At 59.8% G+C, this 16876-nt stretch carries 17 protein-coding genes; 7 read left to right on the plus strand and 10 right to left on the minus strand.

The features are described from left to right. Positions 1-29: 29 nt before the first annotated feature. Positions 30-557: an MOSC domain-containing protein gene (locus J2W17_RS20590; protein WP_307338394.1), complete on the minus strand. Its 528-nt coding sequence runs from the start codon at positions 555-557 to the stop codon at positions 30-32. Beyond that, complete coding sequence (locus J2W17_RS20595; protein ID WP_007970534.1) at positions 554-1180, minus strand: DUF1780 domain-containing protein; 627 nt, start codon at positions 1178-1180, stop codon at positions 554-556. Before J2W17_RS20595 ends, J2W17_RS20590 begins: the two co-directional genes overlap by 4 nt. A 252-nt stretch (positions 1181-1432) precedes the next feature. Between J2W17_RS20595 and J2W17_RS20600 the strand changes: the two genes are divergently transcribed. Genes J2W17_RS20600 through J2W17_RS20610 form a run of 3 tightly spaced genes read left to right on the plus strand, consistent with a single transcriptional unit; the run spans position 1433 to position 5302 of the window. After that, a complete protein-coding gene (locus J2W17_RS20600; protein WP_307338399.1) occupies positions 1433-2800 on the plus strand; it encodes an aromatic acid/H+ symport family MFS transporter in 1368 nt (455 codons plus the stop codon). Further along, positions 2797-4017, plus strand: coding sequence for a benzoate/H(+) symporter BenE family transporter (locus tag J2W17_RS20605; protein WP_307338402.1), 1221 nt, complete (start codon positions 2797-2799; stop codon positions 4015-4017). Before J2W17_RS20600 ends, J2W17_RS20605 begins: the two co-directional genes overlap by 4 nt. Positions 4018-4033: 16 nt before the next feature. Continuing rightward, positions 4034-5302: an OprD family porin gene (locus tag J2W17_RS20610; protein WP_307338405.1), complete on the plus strand. Its 1269-nt coding sequence runs from the start codon at positions 4034-4036 to the stop codon at positions 5300-5302. Positions 5303-5310: 8 nt separating this feature from the next. On the opposite strand, the gene J2W17_RS20615 is transcribed toward J2W17_RS20610, so the two are convergent. After that, positions 5311-5553: a DUF2790 domain-containing protein gene (locus J2W17_RS20615; RefSeq protein ID WP_307338408.1), complete on the minus strand. Its 243-nt coding sequence runs from the start codon at positions 5551-5553 to the stop codon at positions 5311-5313. A gap of 122 nt (positions 5554-5675) precedes the next feature. On the opposite strand from J2W17_RS20615, the gene J2W17_RS20620 reads away from it, so the two are divergent. After that, complete coding sequence (locus tag J2W17_RS20620; protein WP_307338411.1) at positions 5676-6608, plus strand: LysR family transcriptional regulator; 933 nt, start codon at positions 5676-5678, stop codon at positions 6606-6608. A 76-nt stretch (positions 6609-6684) separates the two neighbouring features. Beyond that, complete coding sequence (locus J2W17_RS20625) at positions 6685-7374, plus strand: energy-coupling factor ABC transporter permease (RefSeq protein ID WP_307338414.1); 690 nt, start codon at positions 6685-6687, stop codon at positions 7372-7374. An 18-nt stretch (positions 7375-7392) separates the two neighbouring features. Here J2W17_RS20625 and yacG read toward each other — a convergent pair whose 3' ends face one another. The 5 genes from yacG to pilB are packed head-to-tail and all read right to left on the minus strand — an operon-like array spanning position 7393 to position 12002. After that, on the minus strand, positions 7393-7593 hold the full coding sequence (gene yacG, locus J2W17_RS20630) for a DNA gyrase inhibitor YacG (protein WP_307338417.1): 201 nt from the start codon (positions 7591-7593) through the stop codon (positions 7393-7395). Next, complete coding sequence (coaE, locus tag J2W17_RS20635) at positions 7590-8213, minus strand: dephospho-CoA kinase (RefSeq protein WP_307338420.1); 624 nt, start codon at positions 8211-8213, stop codon at positions 7590-7592. The genes yacG and coaE overlap by 4 nt, the downstream gene beginning before the upstream one ends. After that, a complete protein-coding gene (locus J2W17_RS20640; protein WP_307338423.1) occupies positions 8210-9082 on the minus strand; it encodes a prepilin peptidase in 873 nt (290 codons plus the stop codon). The genes coaE and J2W17_RS20640 overlap by 4 nt, the downstream gene beginning before the upstream one ends. Further along, on the minus strand, positions 9082-10299 hold the full coding sequence (locus J2W17_RS20645; RefSeq protein WP_307338426.1) for a type II secretion system F family protein: 1218 nt from the start codon (positions 10297-10299) through the stop codon (positions 9082-9084). The genes J2W17_RS20640 and J2W17_RS20645 overlap by 1 nt, the downstream gene beginning before the upstream one ends. A 2-nt stretch (positions 10300-10301) precedes the next feature. Further along, positions 10302-12002 carry a type IV-A pilus assembly ATPase PilB gene (pilB, locus tag J2W17_RS20650; protein ID WP_307338429.1) on the minus strand — a complete coding sequence of 567 codons (1701 nt, stop codon included), beginning with the start codon at positions 12000-12002 and terminating at the stop codon, positions 10302-10304. 225 nt (positions 12003-12227) lie between these two features. On the opposite strand from pilB, the gene J2W17_RS20655 reads away from it, so the two are divergent. Together J2W17_RS20655 and J2W17_RS20660 are read left to right on the plus strand one after the other, a co-directional pair. After that, on the plus strand, positions 12228-12623 hold the full coding sequence (locus J2W17_RS20655; protein WP_307338432.1) for a pilin: 396 nt from the start codon (positions 12228-12230) through the stop codon (positions 12621-12623). Positions 12624-12955: 332 nt separating this feature from the next. Next, positions 12956-13309, plus strand: a complete 354-nt coding sequence (locus J2W17_RS20660; protein ID WP_307338435.1) for a BON domain-containing protein — start codon at positions 12956-12958, stop codon at positions 13307-13309. A gap of 269 nt (positions 13310-13578) precedes the next feature. Here J2W17_RS20660 and J2W17_RS20665 read toward each other — a convergent pair whose 3' ends face one another. Both J2W17_RS20665 and J2W17_RS20670 read right to left on the minus strand, forming a co-directional pair. Continuing rightward, the gene (locus J2W17_RS20665) at positions 13579-13878 is read right to left on the minus strand and encodes a DUF2845 domain-containing protein (RefSeq protein ID WP_373460004.1); all 300 of its coding nucleotides are present in this window, start codon (positions 13876-13878) and stop codon (positions 13579-13581) included. Beyond that, positions 13875-16826, minus strand: a complete 2952-nt coding sequence (locus tag J2W17_RS20670) for a DUF748 domain-containing protein (protein ID WP_307338438.1) — start codon at positions 16824-16826, stop codon at positions 13875-13877. The genes J2W17_RS20665 and J2W17_RS20670 overlap by 4 nt, the downstream gene beginning before the upstream one ends. Between the last annotated feature and the right edge of the window lie 50 nt (positions 16827-16876).

Raw genomic sequence — 16876 nt, forward strand, 5'->3', positions numbered from 1 at the left:
TGCTGAATGTCTGGAAGCTACATGCGGGTTTACCCCACGTTGAACGGAGCATAGCCGCTGTCCGGGACGGGCTCGACGCGCACCGTATCGCCCAGGCGAATGATTCCACTTTGTAACACCCGGGCGGTGATTCCGCCATGTCCGCGCACGGCCTGAAAGGTCCCGGGGCCGAGGTTGGTTTGCAGGCGGGCACAGGGCTGGCACCAGCCGGTGGTTTCGAAAATTGCCTGGCCGATCCTGAAGCGTCGGCCTTTGAGGCTGAACAGATTGATGCCGCTGACGACGATATTGCGCCGCAGGTCCTGAGGAAGCACCGGGCGATCCTCCGCGCGGCCCATCAGCGAACTGATGACCGCCAGATGTTCCCACTGGATCAGCGTCACCTGGCGCGCATTGCGTATGCCCGGGCGGGCGCGATCACCGGTCAGGCCAGCCTCGAGACGTGCTTCCACGGCGTCGAGCTCGATCATCGGCGCATGACGCTCCGGCCGCACTCCGATCCAGCGAACGCGACCCTGTTGCGGCACTTCGGCAATCAATTGCTGCAACGGAGTCACAGGCTGATCCCGACGTCGAACACAATGCTGCGACCCAGGTTGCTGCGCAGGAAATCCGGCGCATCCGGGTGCGCGAACAGCACGCGGGCAAAGGTCGGGCCGACCAGCGACAACGAACGCCAGCCCTGCCGCAGGTATTCGGTAGGCGGCGGGAAATGACTGTTGAGGTCGAGTACTTCGCGCTTGAGGCTGGCGAAGGCAATGATGTCCAGCTCCCCCAGGTCCATGCCGCGTTCTTTGTAGTTGTGCGCTTTTTTGCGCAAGGTCGGTGCCAGTCTCAGCAAGAACTCATTGGCCGGAATGCGCCTGGGCTTGGCCTCGCGGCGCACCAGCTGACTCAGGGAAAACGCGCTGCGCCGGCGTTGCAGCTCATCGCGCCACTCGTCGTTGAGGCGCCGGCCTTCGTCCAGGACGAAGAACACCTCGAAACTGGCGTCACGGAACAGCACATCCGGCGGCTCTCCGGCGGGTGCGAACTCATCGGCGCGGTAGGGAATGTTCAGGCCCTGCAACAGGCGCTGGCACACCCAACGCTCACGCTCCCATTTGCGGGCATTGGAGAGAAACGCATTGGCTTGCTCGGCCGCGATGGTCAGCAGGCGTAAGTAATCGGAGTCATCCATAAGCCCAAGCTTAGCGTTCAAATGCGATCGCAAAGAAGACAGTTTATCTCACAAGGTCAGAAATCTGCCGGATCTGCGGCGCGACATGCCCGCGACCCACCCCATTCCACGCCCGCTTCAGGGCTTTGCACAAAACGGATAGTGATCTGCGCACAGCGGATATTTGCCCCTGCCTGGCAGCTTTACCCTCGGCTTTACGGGACGTTAGCCGCTTTACCAACGCTCTAAAAACAACAACAAGAGATAGATGCCATGCGCAAGATTGACGTACATGAGGTTATCGACAACGCACGATTCAATCGCTTCCACTGGATGGTGCTGTTCTGGTGTGCCCTGATCATCATCTTCGATGGTTACGATCTGGTGATTTACGGCGTAGTGCTGCCGATGCTGATGAAAGAGTGGGGGCTCAGTCCCTTGCAAGCGGGTGCGCTGGGCAGCTATGCACTGTTTGGAATGATGTTTGGCGCGCTGTTCTTCGGGCCGCTGTCGGACAGGATTGGCCGAAAAAAGGCCATCACGATCTGCGTGATGCTTTTCAGCGGTTTTACCGTGCTCAACGGATTTGCCCGCAACCCCACCGAGTTTGGTATTTGCCGGTTCATTGCCGGGCTGGGCATTGGCGGGGTGATGCCAAACGTCGTGGCGCTGATGAACGAGTACGCGCCAAAGAAAATCCGCAGCACGCTGGTGGCGATCATGTTCAGCGGCTACTCGGTGGGCGGCATGCTGTCGGCAGGGCTGGGCATTGTCCTGATCCCGAGTTTTGGCTGGCAATCGGTGTTCTACGTGGCGGTGCTGCCGTTGCTGTTGTTGCCGCTGATCATGTACTTCCTGCCCGAGTCGGTGGGTTTCATGCTGCGCCAGGGGCGCAATGAAGAGGCGCGCACCATCCTGCAGCGGATCGATCCGGCTTACGTCGCGCAAACCGGCGATCAATTGCAGATGAGCGATGTGAAAGGTACTGGCACGCCGGTACTGCAGCTGTTTCGCGAAGGTCGGGCGCTGCGTACGCTGATGCTGTGGCTGGCGTTTTTCTGCTGCCTGCTGATGGTCTACGCCTTGAGTTCCTGGCTGCCGAAACTGATGGCCAATGCCGGTTACAGCCTGGGCTCGAGCCTGTCGTTCCTGCTGGTGCTCAACTTCGGTGCCATTTTCGGTGCGGTCGGCGGCGGTGTGCTGGGGGATAAACTCAACCTGCCGCGGGTGTTGGCGGTGTTCTTCGCCGGTGCCGCCGTATCGATCACCTTGCTGGGATTCAACAGCCCGATGCCGGTGCTGTACCTGCTGATCGCGATTGCAGGTGCTACCACTATCGGCTCGCAGATTCTGTTGTACGCCTGCGCCGCGCAGTTCTACTCCATGACCATTCGCTCCACCGGCCTGGGTTGGGCGTCTGGCATAGGGCGCAACGGAGCTATCGTCGGCCCGCTGCTGGGCGGTGCCTTGCTCGGGATCAACCTGCCGCTGCAGCTGAACTTCATGGCCTTTGCCTTGCCCGGTGCGGTGGCCGCGATTGCCATGACCGTGTTCGCCATCAGCAGCCGGCGCAGTGCCCGGCTACAGCCGCCTGTCTCCCAGCAAAAATCGCCTGACGGGGCTATTGGCGAGGTTTCATGAAAACGTTATTCCAGGATTTTTCCCTGTCGGCGGCAGTCGCCGGATTTATCGCCACGGTGATTTCCTACGCAGGCCCGTTGGTGATCATCTTCCAGGCGGCGGAGACCGCGCACCTCTCGCGAGAAGTGTTGTCATCCTGGGTCTGGGCGATTTCCATCGGCAGCGCCGTGCTCGGCATAGGCCTGAGCCTGCGTTACCGGGTACCGGTGATCATCGCGTGGTCGGCGCCGGGTTCGGCGTTGCTGGTGGCGCTGTTGCCCGGGATCTCCATGCCGGAGGCGGTGGGGGCTTACCTGGTCAGCAGCCTGATTATCTTTGTGGTCGGGGTATCCGGGGCGTTTGACCGGATCATCGGCAAACTGCCAGCGGCCATTGCGGCAGCGATGCTGGCCGGGATTCTGTTCAGCTTCGGCACCGGGTTGTTCGTGTCGTTGCAGGGCAAGCCGTGGCTGGTGCTGGCGATGTTCGCCACTTACCTGATCTGCAAACGGGTTATGCCGCGTTATGCGGTGTTGATGGTGCTGTTGGTGGGCTGTTCCATGGCCTTTTTCGCCGGTGATTTGCACCGCGAAGCGCTGGTGATCGGGATGGCCACGCCAGTGTGGATCACCCCCGCGTTCAGCCTGAGCGCGACCCTGAACATTGCCTTGCCGTTGGTGATGGTGGCGCTGACCGGCCAGTTCGTGCCCGGCATGGCGGTGCTGCGCGCCAGCGGTTATTCGACGCCGGCAAGCCCGATCATCGCCAGCAGCGCGTTGGGCTCGGCGCTGTTGGCTCCGTTCGGTTGTCACGGGCTGAATCTGGCGGCGATCACCGCGGCCATATGCACCGGCCGCGAGGCCCATGAAAACCCGGGCAAACGCTATGTGGCCGGCGTCGTCGGAGGCCTGTGCTACCTGGTGCTGGGGATCTTCGGCGCCACCCTGGTTTCACTGTTTTCGGCATTCCCCAAAGAATTGATCGCCGCCCTGGCCGGGCTCGCGCTGTTCGCTGCAATTGCCGGGGCACTGGCCGGCGCCATGGCTGTGCCCAAGGATCGCGAAGCGGCGCTGGTGACCTTTCTCACCACCGCGTCGGGTATGTCGTTGTTGGGATTGTCCGCTGCATTTTGGGGGATGATTTTCGGCATGGTTACCCACGCGCTTTTGAACGCCCGTCGTCCAGTTCCCCGCAGCGAAGCCGTTGCGGCTAAAGCACTTCAACCTGTCGATAAATAAAAACAAGAGAAAAACGATGAAACAGATTCTTCCAACAACCGGTTCGGTGTTGTCCATGGCGGTCGTCTCGAGTTTATCCGCCGGTGCCATGGCCGCCGAGGGCGGCTTCATAGAAGACACCACGGCGACCTTGCAAGCGCGCAATTACTACTTCAGCCGGGACTTTTCCGACATCGTCGGCGCCAACCGGCAATCGAAGGCCGAAGAGTGGGCGCAGGGCTTCATTCTCAATGTCAAATCCGGTTACACCCAAGGCCCGGTCGGTTTTGGCTTGGATGTCATCGGCCTGCTCGGCCTCAAGCTCGACAGCAGTCCGGACCGGGTCAATACCGGTTTGCTGCCGGTGCAGGATGACGGCCGTGCGGCGAATGATTACAGCCGGCTGGAAGGCGCGTTGAAGGTGCGCTATTCCAGGACCGAACTGAGGGTGGGTGAATTGCAACCCAACGTGCCGGTACTGGCCTTCAGCGATATCCGACTGTTGCCACCCAGCTATCAGGGTGCAAGTATCAGCTCGAACGAGATCGATGGCCTGACCTTGCAAGGCGGTCACTTGCGGTCCACCAGCCTGCGCAACGAGGCGGGCGACGAAAAGATGCAAGCCATGCTGGGTCACGTACCACAGCGTCAGGTCAGCAGTGACGGCTTCAACTTTGCCGGCGCCGACTACGCCTTCAATGACAAGCGCACCTCGGTCAGCGCCTGGCTCGGGCAACTGGAAGATATCTACAACCAGCGCTTTATCGGCCTCAAGCACAGCCAGCCGCTGGGCAACTGGACCCTGGGCGCCAATCTCGGTTATTACGATTCTCGCGAAGACGGCAAAAAGCTGCTGGGCAATATCGACAACCAGGCGTTCTTCTCCCTGCTGTCGGCCAAACGCGGCGGCCACACGTTTTATCTGGGGTATCAGGGCATGTTCGGCGACAGCGCCTTCCCGCGGGTCTTTGCCAATATCAGTCCGCTGGGCAACGAAGTGCCGACCTACGAGTTTGCCTATACCGACGAGCGCTCCTGGCAGGCGCGTTACGACTACGATTTCGCGGCCCTCGGCGTGCCGGGGCTGACCAGTACTGTGCGCTACATCACCGGCAACAATGTCGATACCGGCCTGGGTTTCGAAGGCAAGGATCGCGAACGTGATCTCGATCTCGGCTATGTGCTGCAGAGCGGCAACCTCAAGGGCCTGGGTATCCGCGTGCGTAATGTGATGGCGCGTTCCAACTACCGCAGTGACATCGATGAGAACCGTTTGATCCTCAGCTATACGTGGACGTTGCTATGAAGCAGCGATCACAGATTGCTCATGCAATTGCCCATCACCTGATAGGTCACGCTATGGGTCTGGCCCTGATGATCGATGTAGACCATGGTCGCCGGCACCACGTCGCAGGCGGTAGCGGTGTCGGTTACTGACACCACCTGGGCGATGTCCAGCGGCTGCGCCGGATTGTACGGGGTGGCAGCCGCCTCGTTGCCGGCGGCCATGGCCGAGGTGGCGACAACGCTCAGAAACAGGCTGATCAGGGTTTTCATTTTTCCGTGCTCCGTGTTGATTCCGATACCGCCATTCTAGTCTTTGCCCTTGGCCGATAAAGCGGCTAGGGTCTGAAGCAGCCTTACAAGAAACGTAACAATCTCTGCCCCTGGGAGGGCCCATGGATTTGCTCAATAACTTGCGGGTGTTCGTCCGGGTGGTGGACTGCGCAAGTTTTACGGGTGCCGCCGATGCGCTGGACCTGTCGACCGCGCAAGTATCGCGACTGGTGGCGGATCTGGAGCAGCATGTTCAGGCTCGCTTGCTGCAACGCACCACGCGGCGGTTGAGCCTGACCGAGGCTGGTGAGCGCTTCCTGTTGCGCAGTCGACAAATACTCGAAGAAATGGAGGAGGCAACGGCAGAAGCCCGGGGTGCGCATCTCAAACCCAGTGGACGCCTGCGGGTGCACAGCATGAACGGCCTGGGCGTGCTGATCACGCCATTGATCGCCCGCTACAGCGAGCTCTACCCCGATGTAGTGTTCGAGTTGACCCTGTCGCAGCGCAATCCCGATCCGCTGGAGGAAGGGCACGACGTGGTGATTTCGATCGCCCACGAACTGGCCGATTCGCAATCGGTCGCCCACTCCATCGGACAGATCTACAGCGTGCTCTGCGCCTCCCCGGCGTACCTGCAGCGGCGAGGCGTACCGCACACGCCGCCGGCGCTGAACGAACATCAGTGCCTGCGCATGGTCGACCCCTTGTACAGCGATGAATGGGTATTCCAGGACGAACAAGGCGAACAGGCGGTCAGCCCGGCGAAAACCTTCCAGTGCAACGTCGCCGAATCGATGGTCAAGGCGTCGGAGGCCGGGATGGGGATCTGCCTGATTCCGTTCTATACCGCAACGCGCCCCTTGAGCGATGGCACCTTGTTGCGCTTGCTGCCGGCCTGGCGCCCCCGTCAACGCACGGTGTATGCACTGTATCCGTCACGGCGTTTTCTCGACGCCAAGGTCCGGACCTGGGTGGACTTTCTCAAGGCCGAATTACCCAAACTGTTCGCCGAGCACGAGGCGGTGATGGACGATCCGCGGCATTGGGCCTGACGTCGAAGCGCTGGCTAAGGGCGGTGTAGACTGAGGGTCTGTTCTCTTTCGGCAAGACAAGGGAGTGTGCCCAGCCATGATCGGCGCCGAGTTACTGTCATCCGAAACCCTCACGGTAGGCTGGTTGATCTATGCGTCGGCGCTGGTCTGGGCGGTTGCGCGAGCGCCGTGGGTCGAACTGTTCAGTGACAGCCGCCGCCAGCATTTGCTGTTCGGCACGGTATTCGCGCTGTTCATGCTGTGGCTGGTGCGACGGGACTTCGATACTGGCGTCTCCTACCACTTCATTGGCATGACCGCCGTGACCCTGTTGCTCGACTGGCCGCTGGCGATTGTCGGCGGGTTGGTCGCGCAAGCGGGGCTGGTGCTGCTCGGCCGTCAGGATGTGGCGGCGATGGGGGTCAATGGCGCGCTGCTGATCCTGCTGCCGGTGCTGGTCACCGAGTGCTGCGCAATCCTGGTGGAGCGAGCGCAGCCGCGCAATCCCTTTGTGTATATCTTCGTTTCCGGATTTTTTGCGGCGGCGCTCTCGGCGTTGCTGTGTCTGCTGCTGGCGCTGTGGTTGCTGTGGTTCGACGAACGTTTTGCCATGCCCTATTGGCTGGAAGACTTTGTCGGTTACCTGTGGCTGATCATTTTTCCGGAGGCGTTTATCAACGGCATGGTGGTCAGCGCGCTGGTGGTGTTCTGTCCCGAGTGGCTGGAGACGTTCAACCGCACGCGCTACCTTTCGGCGCCGTGGAATGACGACGATCCAAAATCCTGATCCGGCAACAAAGCGGGGTCAGTGACGCGGCTCGAAGTCTTCGCTGAACATGTCGTCTTCGGCATCCGGGCTCACCGGAATCTTGTGTTCTTCCGACGCCCAGGCGCCCAGGTCGATCAATTTGCAACGATCCGAACAGAATGGCCGGAATTTGTTTTCAGGGCTCCACTCGACAGGTGCGCCGCACGTTGGGCAATCGACGGTTGGGGTTTGGCTCATGACTGGCCTCCACGCAATGTAAGGTAAAAGTGATGCAGGCGTTCGACTTCGCTGTGCAGCCAGGCGAGGTCGCGGTCGTTGACCACCACATCGTCGGCATGGCTCAGGCGATCCTGGCGGCTGGACTGGGCCTTGAGGATTGCCTTTACCTGTTGCTCGCTGGTCTGGTCACGCTGCAGGGTGCGTTCGATCTGTAGCTGTTCGGGGGCATCGATCACCAGCACCCGTTGAGTCATGGCGTACTGCCCCGACTCGATCAGCAACGGCGAAACCAGAATCGCGTAAGGCGATTGTGCCTTGGCCAGATGATCGGCGATTTCCCTGGCGATCAGCGGATGCAGCAGCGCTTCGAGCCAGAGACGTTGTTCCGGCACCTCGAAGATCAGTTTGCGCAGCGCCGCGCGATCCAGCTGCCCGTCGGTTTGCAGCACGCCGGGACCGAAGTGTTCGGCGATCTTCGCCAGGGCCGGGCGCCCCGGCTCCACCACCCAACGCGCCGCATGGTCGGCGTCCACCAGGTGCACGCCCAGGTCGATGAAGTGCTGGGCCGCCGCGCTTTTGCCACTGCCGATGCCGCCGGTCAGGCCGAGAATCCAGGGTTTTTCCACAAGGGTATTCATTTCAAACCGACAAACTGCCAATAGAAGTCGGTTATTTGACCACCCCAGAGCAAGGCAATCCAGCCGGCAATTGCCAGATAGGGGCCGAAAGGGATCGGCGTCGAGGTTTTCGCGTTGCGCATGCGCAGCCAGATCACGCCGATGACGGCACCCACCAGGGATGCCAGCAGGATCGTCAGTGGCAGGATCTGCCAGCCGCCCCAGGCGCCAAGCATCGCCAACAGCTTGAAATCACCGTGACCCATGCCATCCTTGCCGGTGACCAGCTTGAACAACCAGAACACCGACCACAGCGCCGTGTAGCCGGCTATCGCGCCCCACAACGCCTCCTGCAACGGCACGAACAGGCCGAAACTGTTGACGATCAATCCGAGCCACATCAGGGGTAGCACCAGCACATCCGGCAGCAGTTGGTGCTCGGCGTCGATCAGGCTCATGGCCAACAGGCCCCAGGTCAGGACCAGCGCCATGCCTGCAGGCCAACCAAACCCGAAGTGCCAGGCGATAAAGGCCGACAGCACACCGCAGGCCAGTTCGGTCAAAGGGTAGCGTTTGCCGATCGGCGCCTTGCAGCTTGAGCATCGCCCTCGCAGAAACGCATAACTGAGCACTGGAATGTTTTCCCAGGCCCGAATCCGGTGGCTACAGTGAGGGCACTGAGAGTGGGGCAGCAGCAGGTTGTAAACCGGCAGGGGCGTTTCCTCGGGCAAGCCCAGGATGTCATGGGCCTGCAGTCGCCACTCACGCTCGAGCATTTTCGGCAGGCGCCAGATCACTACATTGAGGAAGCTGCCGACCAGCAGGCCAACCACGGCGGCAACGATGACGAAGGTCAGCGGATAGACAGTCAGAATGTCGTTCAAGGGCATCAGATCGCAGCGCCGAGCTGGAAGATGGGCAGGTACATCGCAACCACCAGGCCGCCGACGACAACCCCCAGCACCACCATGATGAACGGTTCCATCAGGCTGGTGAGGTTATCGACCATGTTGTCCACTTCGTCCTCGTAGAAACTCGCGACCTTGTCGAGCATGTCGTCCAGTGCCCCGGACTCTTCGCCAATGGCCGTCATCTGGATCGCCATGTTCGGAAAGATGCCGGAGGCGCGCATGGAAAAATTCAGCTGCATGCCGGTCGCCACGTCCTGACGGATGCGCAGCACGGCGCGCTTGAACACGATGTTGCCGGTCGCGCCCGCCACGGATTCCAAGGCCTCGACCAACGGCACGCCGGCGGCGAAGGTAGTCGACAGCGTACGGGCATAACGGGCCACGGCGGACTTGTACATCAACGTGCCTACCAACGGCAGTTTCAGCAGCCAGGTGTCAGTCCGGTCCCGAAAGCCTTGCGACGTCTTGAGCGCGTGTCGCAGGCCAAAGACCGCTGCGATCAATAGGCCGAGCATCACCCACCACCAGTCCTGCATGAACTCCGAGAGGCCGATGACCATCACCGTGAAGGCCGGCAGTTCGGCGCCGAATCCCTTGAACACCGACTCGAACTGCGGCACCACCTTGACCAGCAGGATCCCGGTCACGATGATCGCGACGAAGACCACGGCGATCGGATAAGTCATGGCTTTCTTGATCTTTGCCTTGAGGCTTTCGCTCTTTTCCTTGTAGGTCGCCACCCGGTCCAACAGGGTGTCCAGGGCGCCGGCCTGTTCGCCGGCATCGACCAGGTTGCAGTACAGCTCATCGAAATACTGGGGCTTTTTTCGCAGCGCCGCGGCAAAGCTGTTGCCCGCCGCGACTTCCTGTTTCACCTCGTCCACCAGCTTGCGCATGGCCGGGTTATCGAAGCCTTCGCCGATGATGTCGAACGACTGCAACAACGGCACGCCGGCTTTCATCATGGTCGCCATCTGCCGGGTGAACAGGGCGATGTCATGGGCCTTGATGCGCTTGCCCAGGTTGAGAATCGAGGCGGATTTTTTGCGCACCTTGCCGGGATTGATCCCTTGTTTACGCAATTGCGCCTTGATCAGCGCCGGGTTCTGACCGCTGAGTTCGCCGGTCATTTTCGTGCCTTTCCTGTCCGTGCCTTCCCAGGCATACACGCTGATTTTTACTGCCTTGACCGCCATGTTCAGTCCTTGGTGACCCGGTTGATTTCTTCAAGGCTGGTGATGCCCTGCATGGCCTTGATCAACCCGGACGTGCGCAGGTCGTTGAATCCGTCCTTGCGCATCTGGGTATCGATTTCCAGCGAGTTGCCCTCGGCCATGATCAGCCGTTGCAACTCGGGAGTATTCTTCACCACTTCATAAATACCTACGCGCCCTTTGTAACCGTTGTTGCAGTGATCGCAACCGACTGGCTCATAGATCGTGAACGAGCCGATGCGTTCCGCAGGAAAGCCCTCCTTGAGCAGCGCCTCCCGGGGTATCTCGATCGGTCGCTTGCAATGGCTGCACAGTTTACGTGCCAGGCGCTGGGCGATGATCAGGCTGACCGAGGTGGCGATGTTGAAGCCCTGGATGCCCATGTTGTGCAGGCGGGTCAGGGTTTCCGCGGCGCTGTTGGTGTGCAGGGTCGACAGCACCAGGTGCCCGGTCTGGGCGGCCTTGATGGCGATTTCCGCCGTTTCCAGGTCGCGGATCTCGCCGACCATGATGACGTCCGGATCCTGACGCAGAAACGAGCGCAGGGCCTGGGCGAATCCCAGGCCCTGCTTGGGATTGACGTTGACCTGGTTGATGCCTTCCATGTTGATCTCCACCGGGTCTTCGGCGGTGGAGATGTTGATGTCCACGGTATTGAGGATATTCAGGCCGGTGTAGAGCGACACGGTCTTGCCCGAACCGGTGGGGCCGGTGACCAGAATCATCCCCTGCGGCTGCTTGAGCGCGGCCATGAACAAGTCTTTCTGCTCGGGCTCGTAGCCGAGGGCATCGATGCCCATTTGCGCGCTGGACGGATCGAGGATCCGGATCACTACTTTCTCGCCCCACAGGGTCGGCAGGGTGTTGACCCGAAAGTCGATGGACTTGCTCTTGGACAGGCGCATCTTGATCCGCCCGTCCTGGGGCCGGCGTCGTTCGGAGATATCGAGGCTGGCCATGACTTTCAGCCGCGAAGCGATGCGGTTGGCCAGCTGGATCGGCGGTTTGGCGACTTCACGCAGCATGCCGTCGGTGCGCATCCGCACGCGGTAGGTTTTTTCGTAGGGCTCGAAATGCAGGTCGGAAGAACCACTCTTGATCGCATCGAGCAACATCTTGTGAACGAAGCGCACCACGGGTGCGTCATCGGTATCCTGACCGGCGATGGCGTCCTGACGGTTGTCATCGATCGATTCGATGTCCACGCCATCGAGGTCAACGTCGGCCATGTCTTCCAGGCCGGTACTGTGGCTGTCGAAGAATTTCTCTATGGCATCCGTGAGTTTATCGTCTTCGACCAGGATGGCTTCGGTACTGAGCCCGGTGCTGAACTGGATATCGTTGATGGCCTGGTGATTGGTCGGGTCGGAAATCCCCACAAACAGCTTGTTGCCCCGGCGCCAGAGGGGCAGGGCCTGGTGCTGGCGGATCAGTTTCTCGCTGACCAGGCCCTTGGGTTGGGTTTCCTTGTCCAGGCAATTGAGATCCAGCAGGGCCATGCCGAAATGCTCCGAGGCAATCTCGGCGACCTGACGGCTTTTCACCAGCTTGTTTTGCACCAGGTAGCTGACCAGGGAGATCTGGTTGCGCTGGGCTTGCTGATACGCCTGTTGCGCGCTTTTGTCAGTGAGCAGTTCGGCCAGGACCAATTGCTTGGCCAGGCCACTAAGGGCGATGTCATTCATGGGGATACCGGACGCAGACAGTGCATGACTTATAGCCTAGTCAAGCGGCGGAGCCAAACCAGTGGTGCATAGGTGACAATAATTGTCAGAAAGTGCGGATTGTGGGGGTAGGAAAGGGCGCTGCGAGGCTCTTATTTACCCGAGAACAGGGGATGACGTGATTGGCATGGGCTGTGCTGTGGCTAATTCAATCATGAGATTTCGACTCATGCATGGAGCTTGTCTATGAATACTCAAAAAGGTTTTACGCTGATCGAACTGCTGATCGTGGTGGCGATCATCGGGATTCTGGCGACGTTTGCGATTCCGGCTTACTCGAAGTATCAGGCGCGGGCGAAGGTGACGGCGGGCCTGGCGGAGATTTCGGCGCTAAAAGTGAATTATGAGGACAAGGTTAATTCGGGTGTAGCTGCGCCAGCAGTTGCTGACATCACTAGTAAGGCCACCACAACGCATTGCGCAATTTCGGTAGGTACAAGTAGCATTATTTGCGCGCTCCAAGGTGCCCCGGCCCAAGTAAGCACTGCGACTATTACGCTCACTCGTGACGCAGCTTCCGGCTGGTCTTGCAAAACCAGCGCCGACGCAGAATTTGCGCCATCGGGTTGCCCTCATGGCTAGTGGCATCTGATTTTGATGGCTAAGCAAGCCCCGCCTCTCACGAAAGCGGGGTTTTTTTTGCTTCTTGATAATCTGTTCGATGCACTGAATGCGTAAAGACAAAAGCTTCGTAAATTCATGGCCTTAGGCCCACACCCAAAACCCGCAACTTGCATGTAGATAATTTCGAAGTCATGCAATTTGCATGATTCCGGAAATAAGCCGATTTGTTAACTTGCTGTTTTATAAAGGTTTATTGGGTTCCACAAACTTGGCACAGCGTTCGCAATATACCCAGTAACCCTGCTGACAAGACACGCAGCAGACTTTATGAAAAAACAGGAGTTACTCGTATGAAGAAGTTCGCTATCGCTGCCGCTACTGCTACCGCGCTGACCCTGACCCTGGCCAATGCTGCATTTGCCCAGACTCAAGCCACTCAGGCTCCAATGATGCTGGCCGCCGGTGAAGTCACCGAAGCGAAAGAGGATGTTTCCGATACCTGGATCACCACCAAAGTCAAAGCAGACCTGGTCACCGAAAAAGGCATCCCTGGTACTGACATCAAGGTTGAAACCAACAAAGGTGTTGTTTCCCTGTCGTCTACCGTTGCAGTGACTGATTCCCAGAAAGACGTCGCAGTGGCTATCGCCAAGAAAATCAAAGGCGTCAAAGCGGTCTCCGCTGACGGCCTGAAAGCCGAGTAAGGCACGACTTCTCGCCTGAACCGGGAGAAGACGCGGTAGACGAGCCGAGTCATACGTCTGCCGCAACTTGAGAGTTCATGCGAAAGGCCACAAGGATGTGGCCGTTACAGGCCTCGGACATTCGTGTTCGGGGCCTGTTCTATTATGGGTGTCCCAAAACAACTGCAGGAGCAAGCTTGCTCGCGATAGCGGTGTAACAGCCAACGCAAATGTTGAATGTTATGGCCTCATCGCGAGCAAGCTTGCTCCTACAGCGATTTATGTCGTGCCTAGTTACCGCGCTTGCTGGTGATCTGCTTCAACCGATTACCTTCAAACCGCAAGTATTGGTACATCCCGCCGTTTGGCCCGTAGGTCCATTCCTCGACCTGGAACTCTTCCCGTCGGTCGGGACTGCGTTTGTAGCCCAACACATCGCGGCTGACCGGTTCGCCGCATTTGTGCAGCACCTCGCCGGACCTGTCCCCGACGCTGATCAATTGACTGCCGCAGCGCAGGGTATCTGCGGCCGAGGCGTGGCTCGCAGCCAACACCAGGGTCAGGCCTGTCAGCCATGTCCTGAGCATCATTCGGCATCCAGATGCAGTGGCGTAATCACCCGACCGTCACTTTCCGCCTGACCCAGGCTGGCGTCGACGAAGTACACGCGCTCGTCGGCCAACTGCGCCTTGTCGACCAGATAGTCCTTGATGCTGCTGGCGCGATCCTGACCCAGCTGGCGCAACAACACGTCGCTCGAACTCCAGAATTTGATCACGCCCTCACGCATTTTCGCGGTGCGTTCTTCCTTGCCAAGGTCCTTCCATTCGGCGGGGGGCTGAGTCTTCAGGCGGGTGCGATAAATGCCCTCCAGCAGCGGTCCCTTCTCGCTGTCCGGTACTTCCACCAGCGAGGCTTGAGCCGGCACCTTGTCACCACGGCGTTGCAGCATTTTGTAGTAGTTGTACTTGTATTCCCGTTCCAGGCGCTGCTCGGCGATCAGCGGGCCATCACTGCTTTGCGCGGCAGTCCCTTCGATCTCCAGGCGCAGGGCCGGACGTTCCTTGAGCGCCTGGGACAGTTTGATCAACGAACCCTCGGCCTCCTTGCTCAGGTCGCTGGAACCCGGCGCGAACGAGACCGTGCCCAGATCTTGCGAACCGCCGCCACTGACCAGGCCACCAATCATTTTGAATGGCGCGGCCGCAGCCTTGACGATCAGGTTGCGCAGGGTCTGCCAGACAATGGGCATCACGCTGAACTGTGGATTGTTCAGGTCACCGGTCACGGGCAGTTCGATGGATATCTTGCCGTCGACGTCCTTGAGCAACGCGATGGCGAGTTTGAGTGGCAGGCTCACCGCATCCGGACTGTCAACTTTTTCACCCAGTTGCAGCTGTTCGACCACCACCTTGTTTTCGGCCTTGAGCTGGCCTTTGGTGATCAGGTAATGCAGGTCGAGATTGAGCCGGCCCTTGCGGATGCGGTAGCCGGCGAATTTGCCGGAGTAGGGCGTCAGGGTCGTCAGTTCGACCCGTTTGAAACTGGTGGCGATGTCGAGGCTGGCCATCGGGTCGAACGGGTTGACCGAACCCTTGATGGTCACCGGTGCATAGCGATCGACCTTGCCTTTGATGTCGACAGTGGCCGGTTTTGCCTGGCGACTGTCGATGGTGCCGATCTGTCCGTTGAGCTGTTGCACGGCAGTGGCAAAGTTCGGCGTCAGGCTGAAGTCGGCGAAGTTGGCCGAGCCGTCATTGATGGCGATACCGCCAATGTGGATGCCCAGTGGTTTGTCCTTGACGGCGGGTTTGGCGGCGGCGGTCCCGGGACTGGTTTCAGGCGGTTGCGGGATCAGCAGGTCATCGACGTTAGTGGTGCGGTCGTCGTTGATCATGAAGCGCGCATAGGGCTGGAACAGGTTGACCTTGTCGATCGACAGCCTGTCGCCGTGCTGATAGCTCAGGCCTTCGAGCACCAGTTGCTGCCACTTGAGGAAGTCGCGGGTTTTAAGGGTGTCGAGGGTGTGCAACTGATCGACCTGAGCGCGGCCAGTGACGCTGAACGCCAGCGGTTCGGTGCTTTTCAGGTCGACTGCCAGGTCGCTGCCAAGCATGCCGCTGCGCAGTTCGAGGCGAATGAACGGGTTGATATAGGACTGCGCGACCCGCAGGTCGATGTCCTTGGTGTGCACGTTCAGTCTGGCGCTGACCGGGGCCAGGTTGACCTCGCCGTCCGCCATGAGCTTGCCTTGCTTGCCCACGCCCGTATCGAGCTTGAGGTTGAAGGGCGAGCCATTGAGGCTGTCGAAATTCTGCAGGTCCAGGTTCAGCGGGCCGACGTCCAGGGCCACGGGCGGCTGCGCCTTGCGGTCAGCCAGATGCACCTGGTAATCGCGCAGCTGTACATCTTTGAGCAGTACCTGCCAGGGTTTGCTCGCTGGCGCCGGTTCGGGTTTCGGTGAATCGGCGGCCGCCGGAGTGCTGGCCGGCTCGGCGTTGGCCTTTTTGGTCGCCTTGGACGGTTGGCTGGCGAACAGTTTCTGCCAATCCAGTTGCCCATCGGCTTCAAGGGCAGCCCAGGTTTCCAGTTTCTGGCTGCGGATCTTGCCGACCACTACTTGTTGCCTGGCCAGGTCCACGGTGGTTTCGCTGATGTCCAGGCGCGCCAGTTTCGCCAGCGGTCGACCGTCCGGCGCCTTGATGGCGAAGGGCGCGACGCTGACTGCGACATTACTTAGCAGCAGGTCGGTTTGCTTGGACAAGTTGAGCTTATAGTCGGTGCTGAGGTTGAGGACGCCCTCTTCGAGCACCAGTGGCACAGCGTCGCGCACATAGGGCCAGAAGGATTTCATCTTGCCGTCGGTGATCTTCAGCTTACCTTCGGAGGCAAACGGGATCAGGCTGAAGTTGCCGGTCCAGTCGAGCTGTCCACCTGCCGGGCCAACGGCCACCAAGGTCATGTCGGCACTGTCTTCTGGCAGGGTGCTGAGGTTCTTCAGTTCGAAATCGAGCTGGTCGTAGAGGAATTCGATGGGTTCGCTGGGGCGTGCATCCTGGAAGTGCACGTAGCCACCGGCCAGTTTGATGCGCTCGACCCGCAGGGGGAAAGGTTTGGCGTCCGGGTCGGCCGGAGTCGACTCGCTGGCGGGCAGTCTGAACAATCCCAGCAGGTTGAGCTTGCCGTCCTTGCCGAAGAGGATTTCGGTCTTGGGTTTGTCCAGCTCGATATCAGACAGGTGCAGCGCCTTGGTCCAGAGGCTGTCGATCTGCAGATTGGCGTACAGGCGCTCGAAGCCGACCTGTTCCTTGCCCGGTTCGCCAACGATAAGGCCCCAGAGGGTGACTTCAAGGCTGAACGGGTTGAGCTCGATTCGCTGGATCGTGGCGGGCGTCGTGGCGTAGTTGGCCAACTGCTGGTTGGCCACCCGCAACGCGATACCCGGCAAAATCAGAAAGCCCAGCAGGCTGTAGAGGGCCAGCGCAGTCAACAGGGCGCCAATGGCGCGAATCAATCCTTTGGGCATGTGCGGCTTCATTTGTCTGAATCGGAGTGCCTTGGAGTATGGCACGCGAATCTGGTTCCGAA

Origin of the sequence: Pseudomonas lini (assembly GCF_030812475.1) — a bacterium.
Taxonomy (GTDB): domain Bacteria; phylum Pseudomonadota; class Gammaproteobacteria; order Pseudomonadales; family Pseudomonadaceae; genus Aquipseudomonas; species Aquipseudomonas lini_A.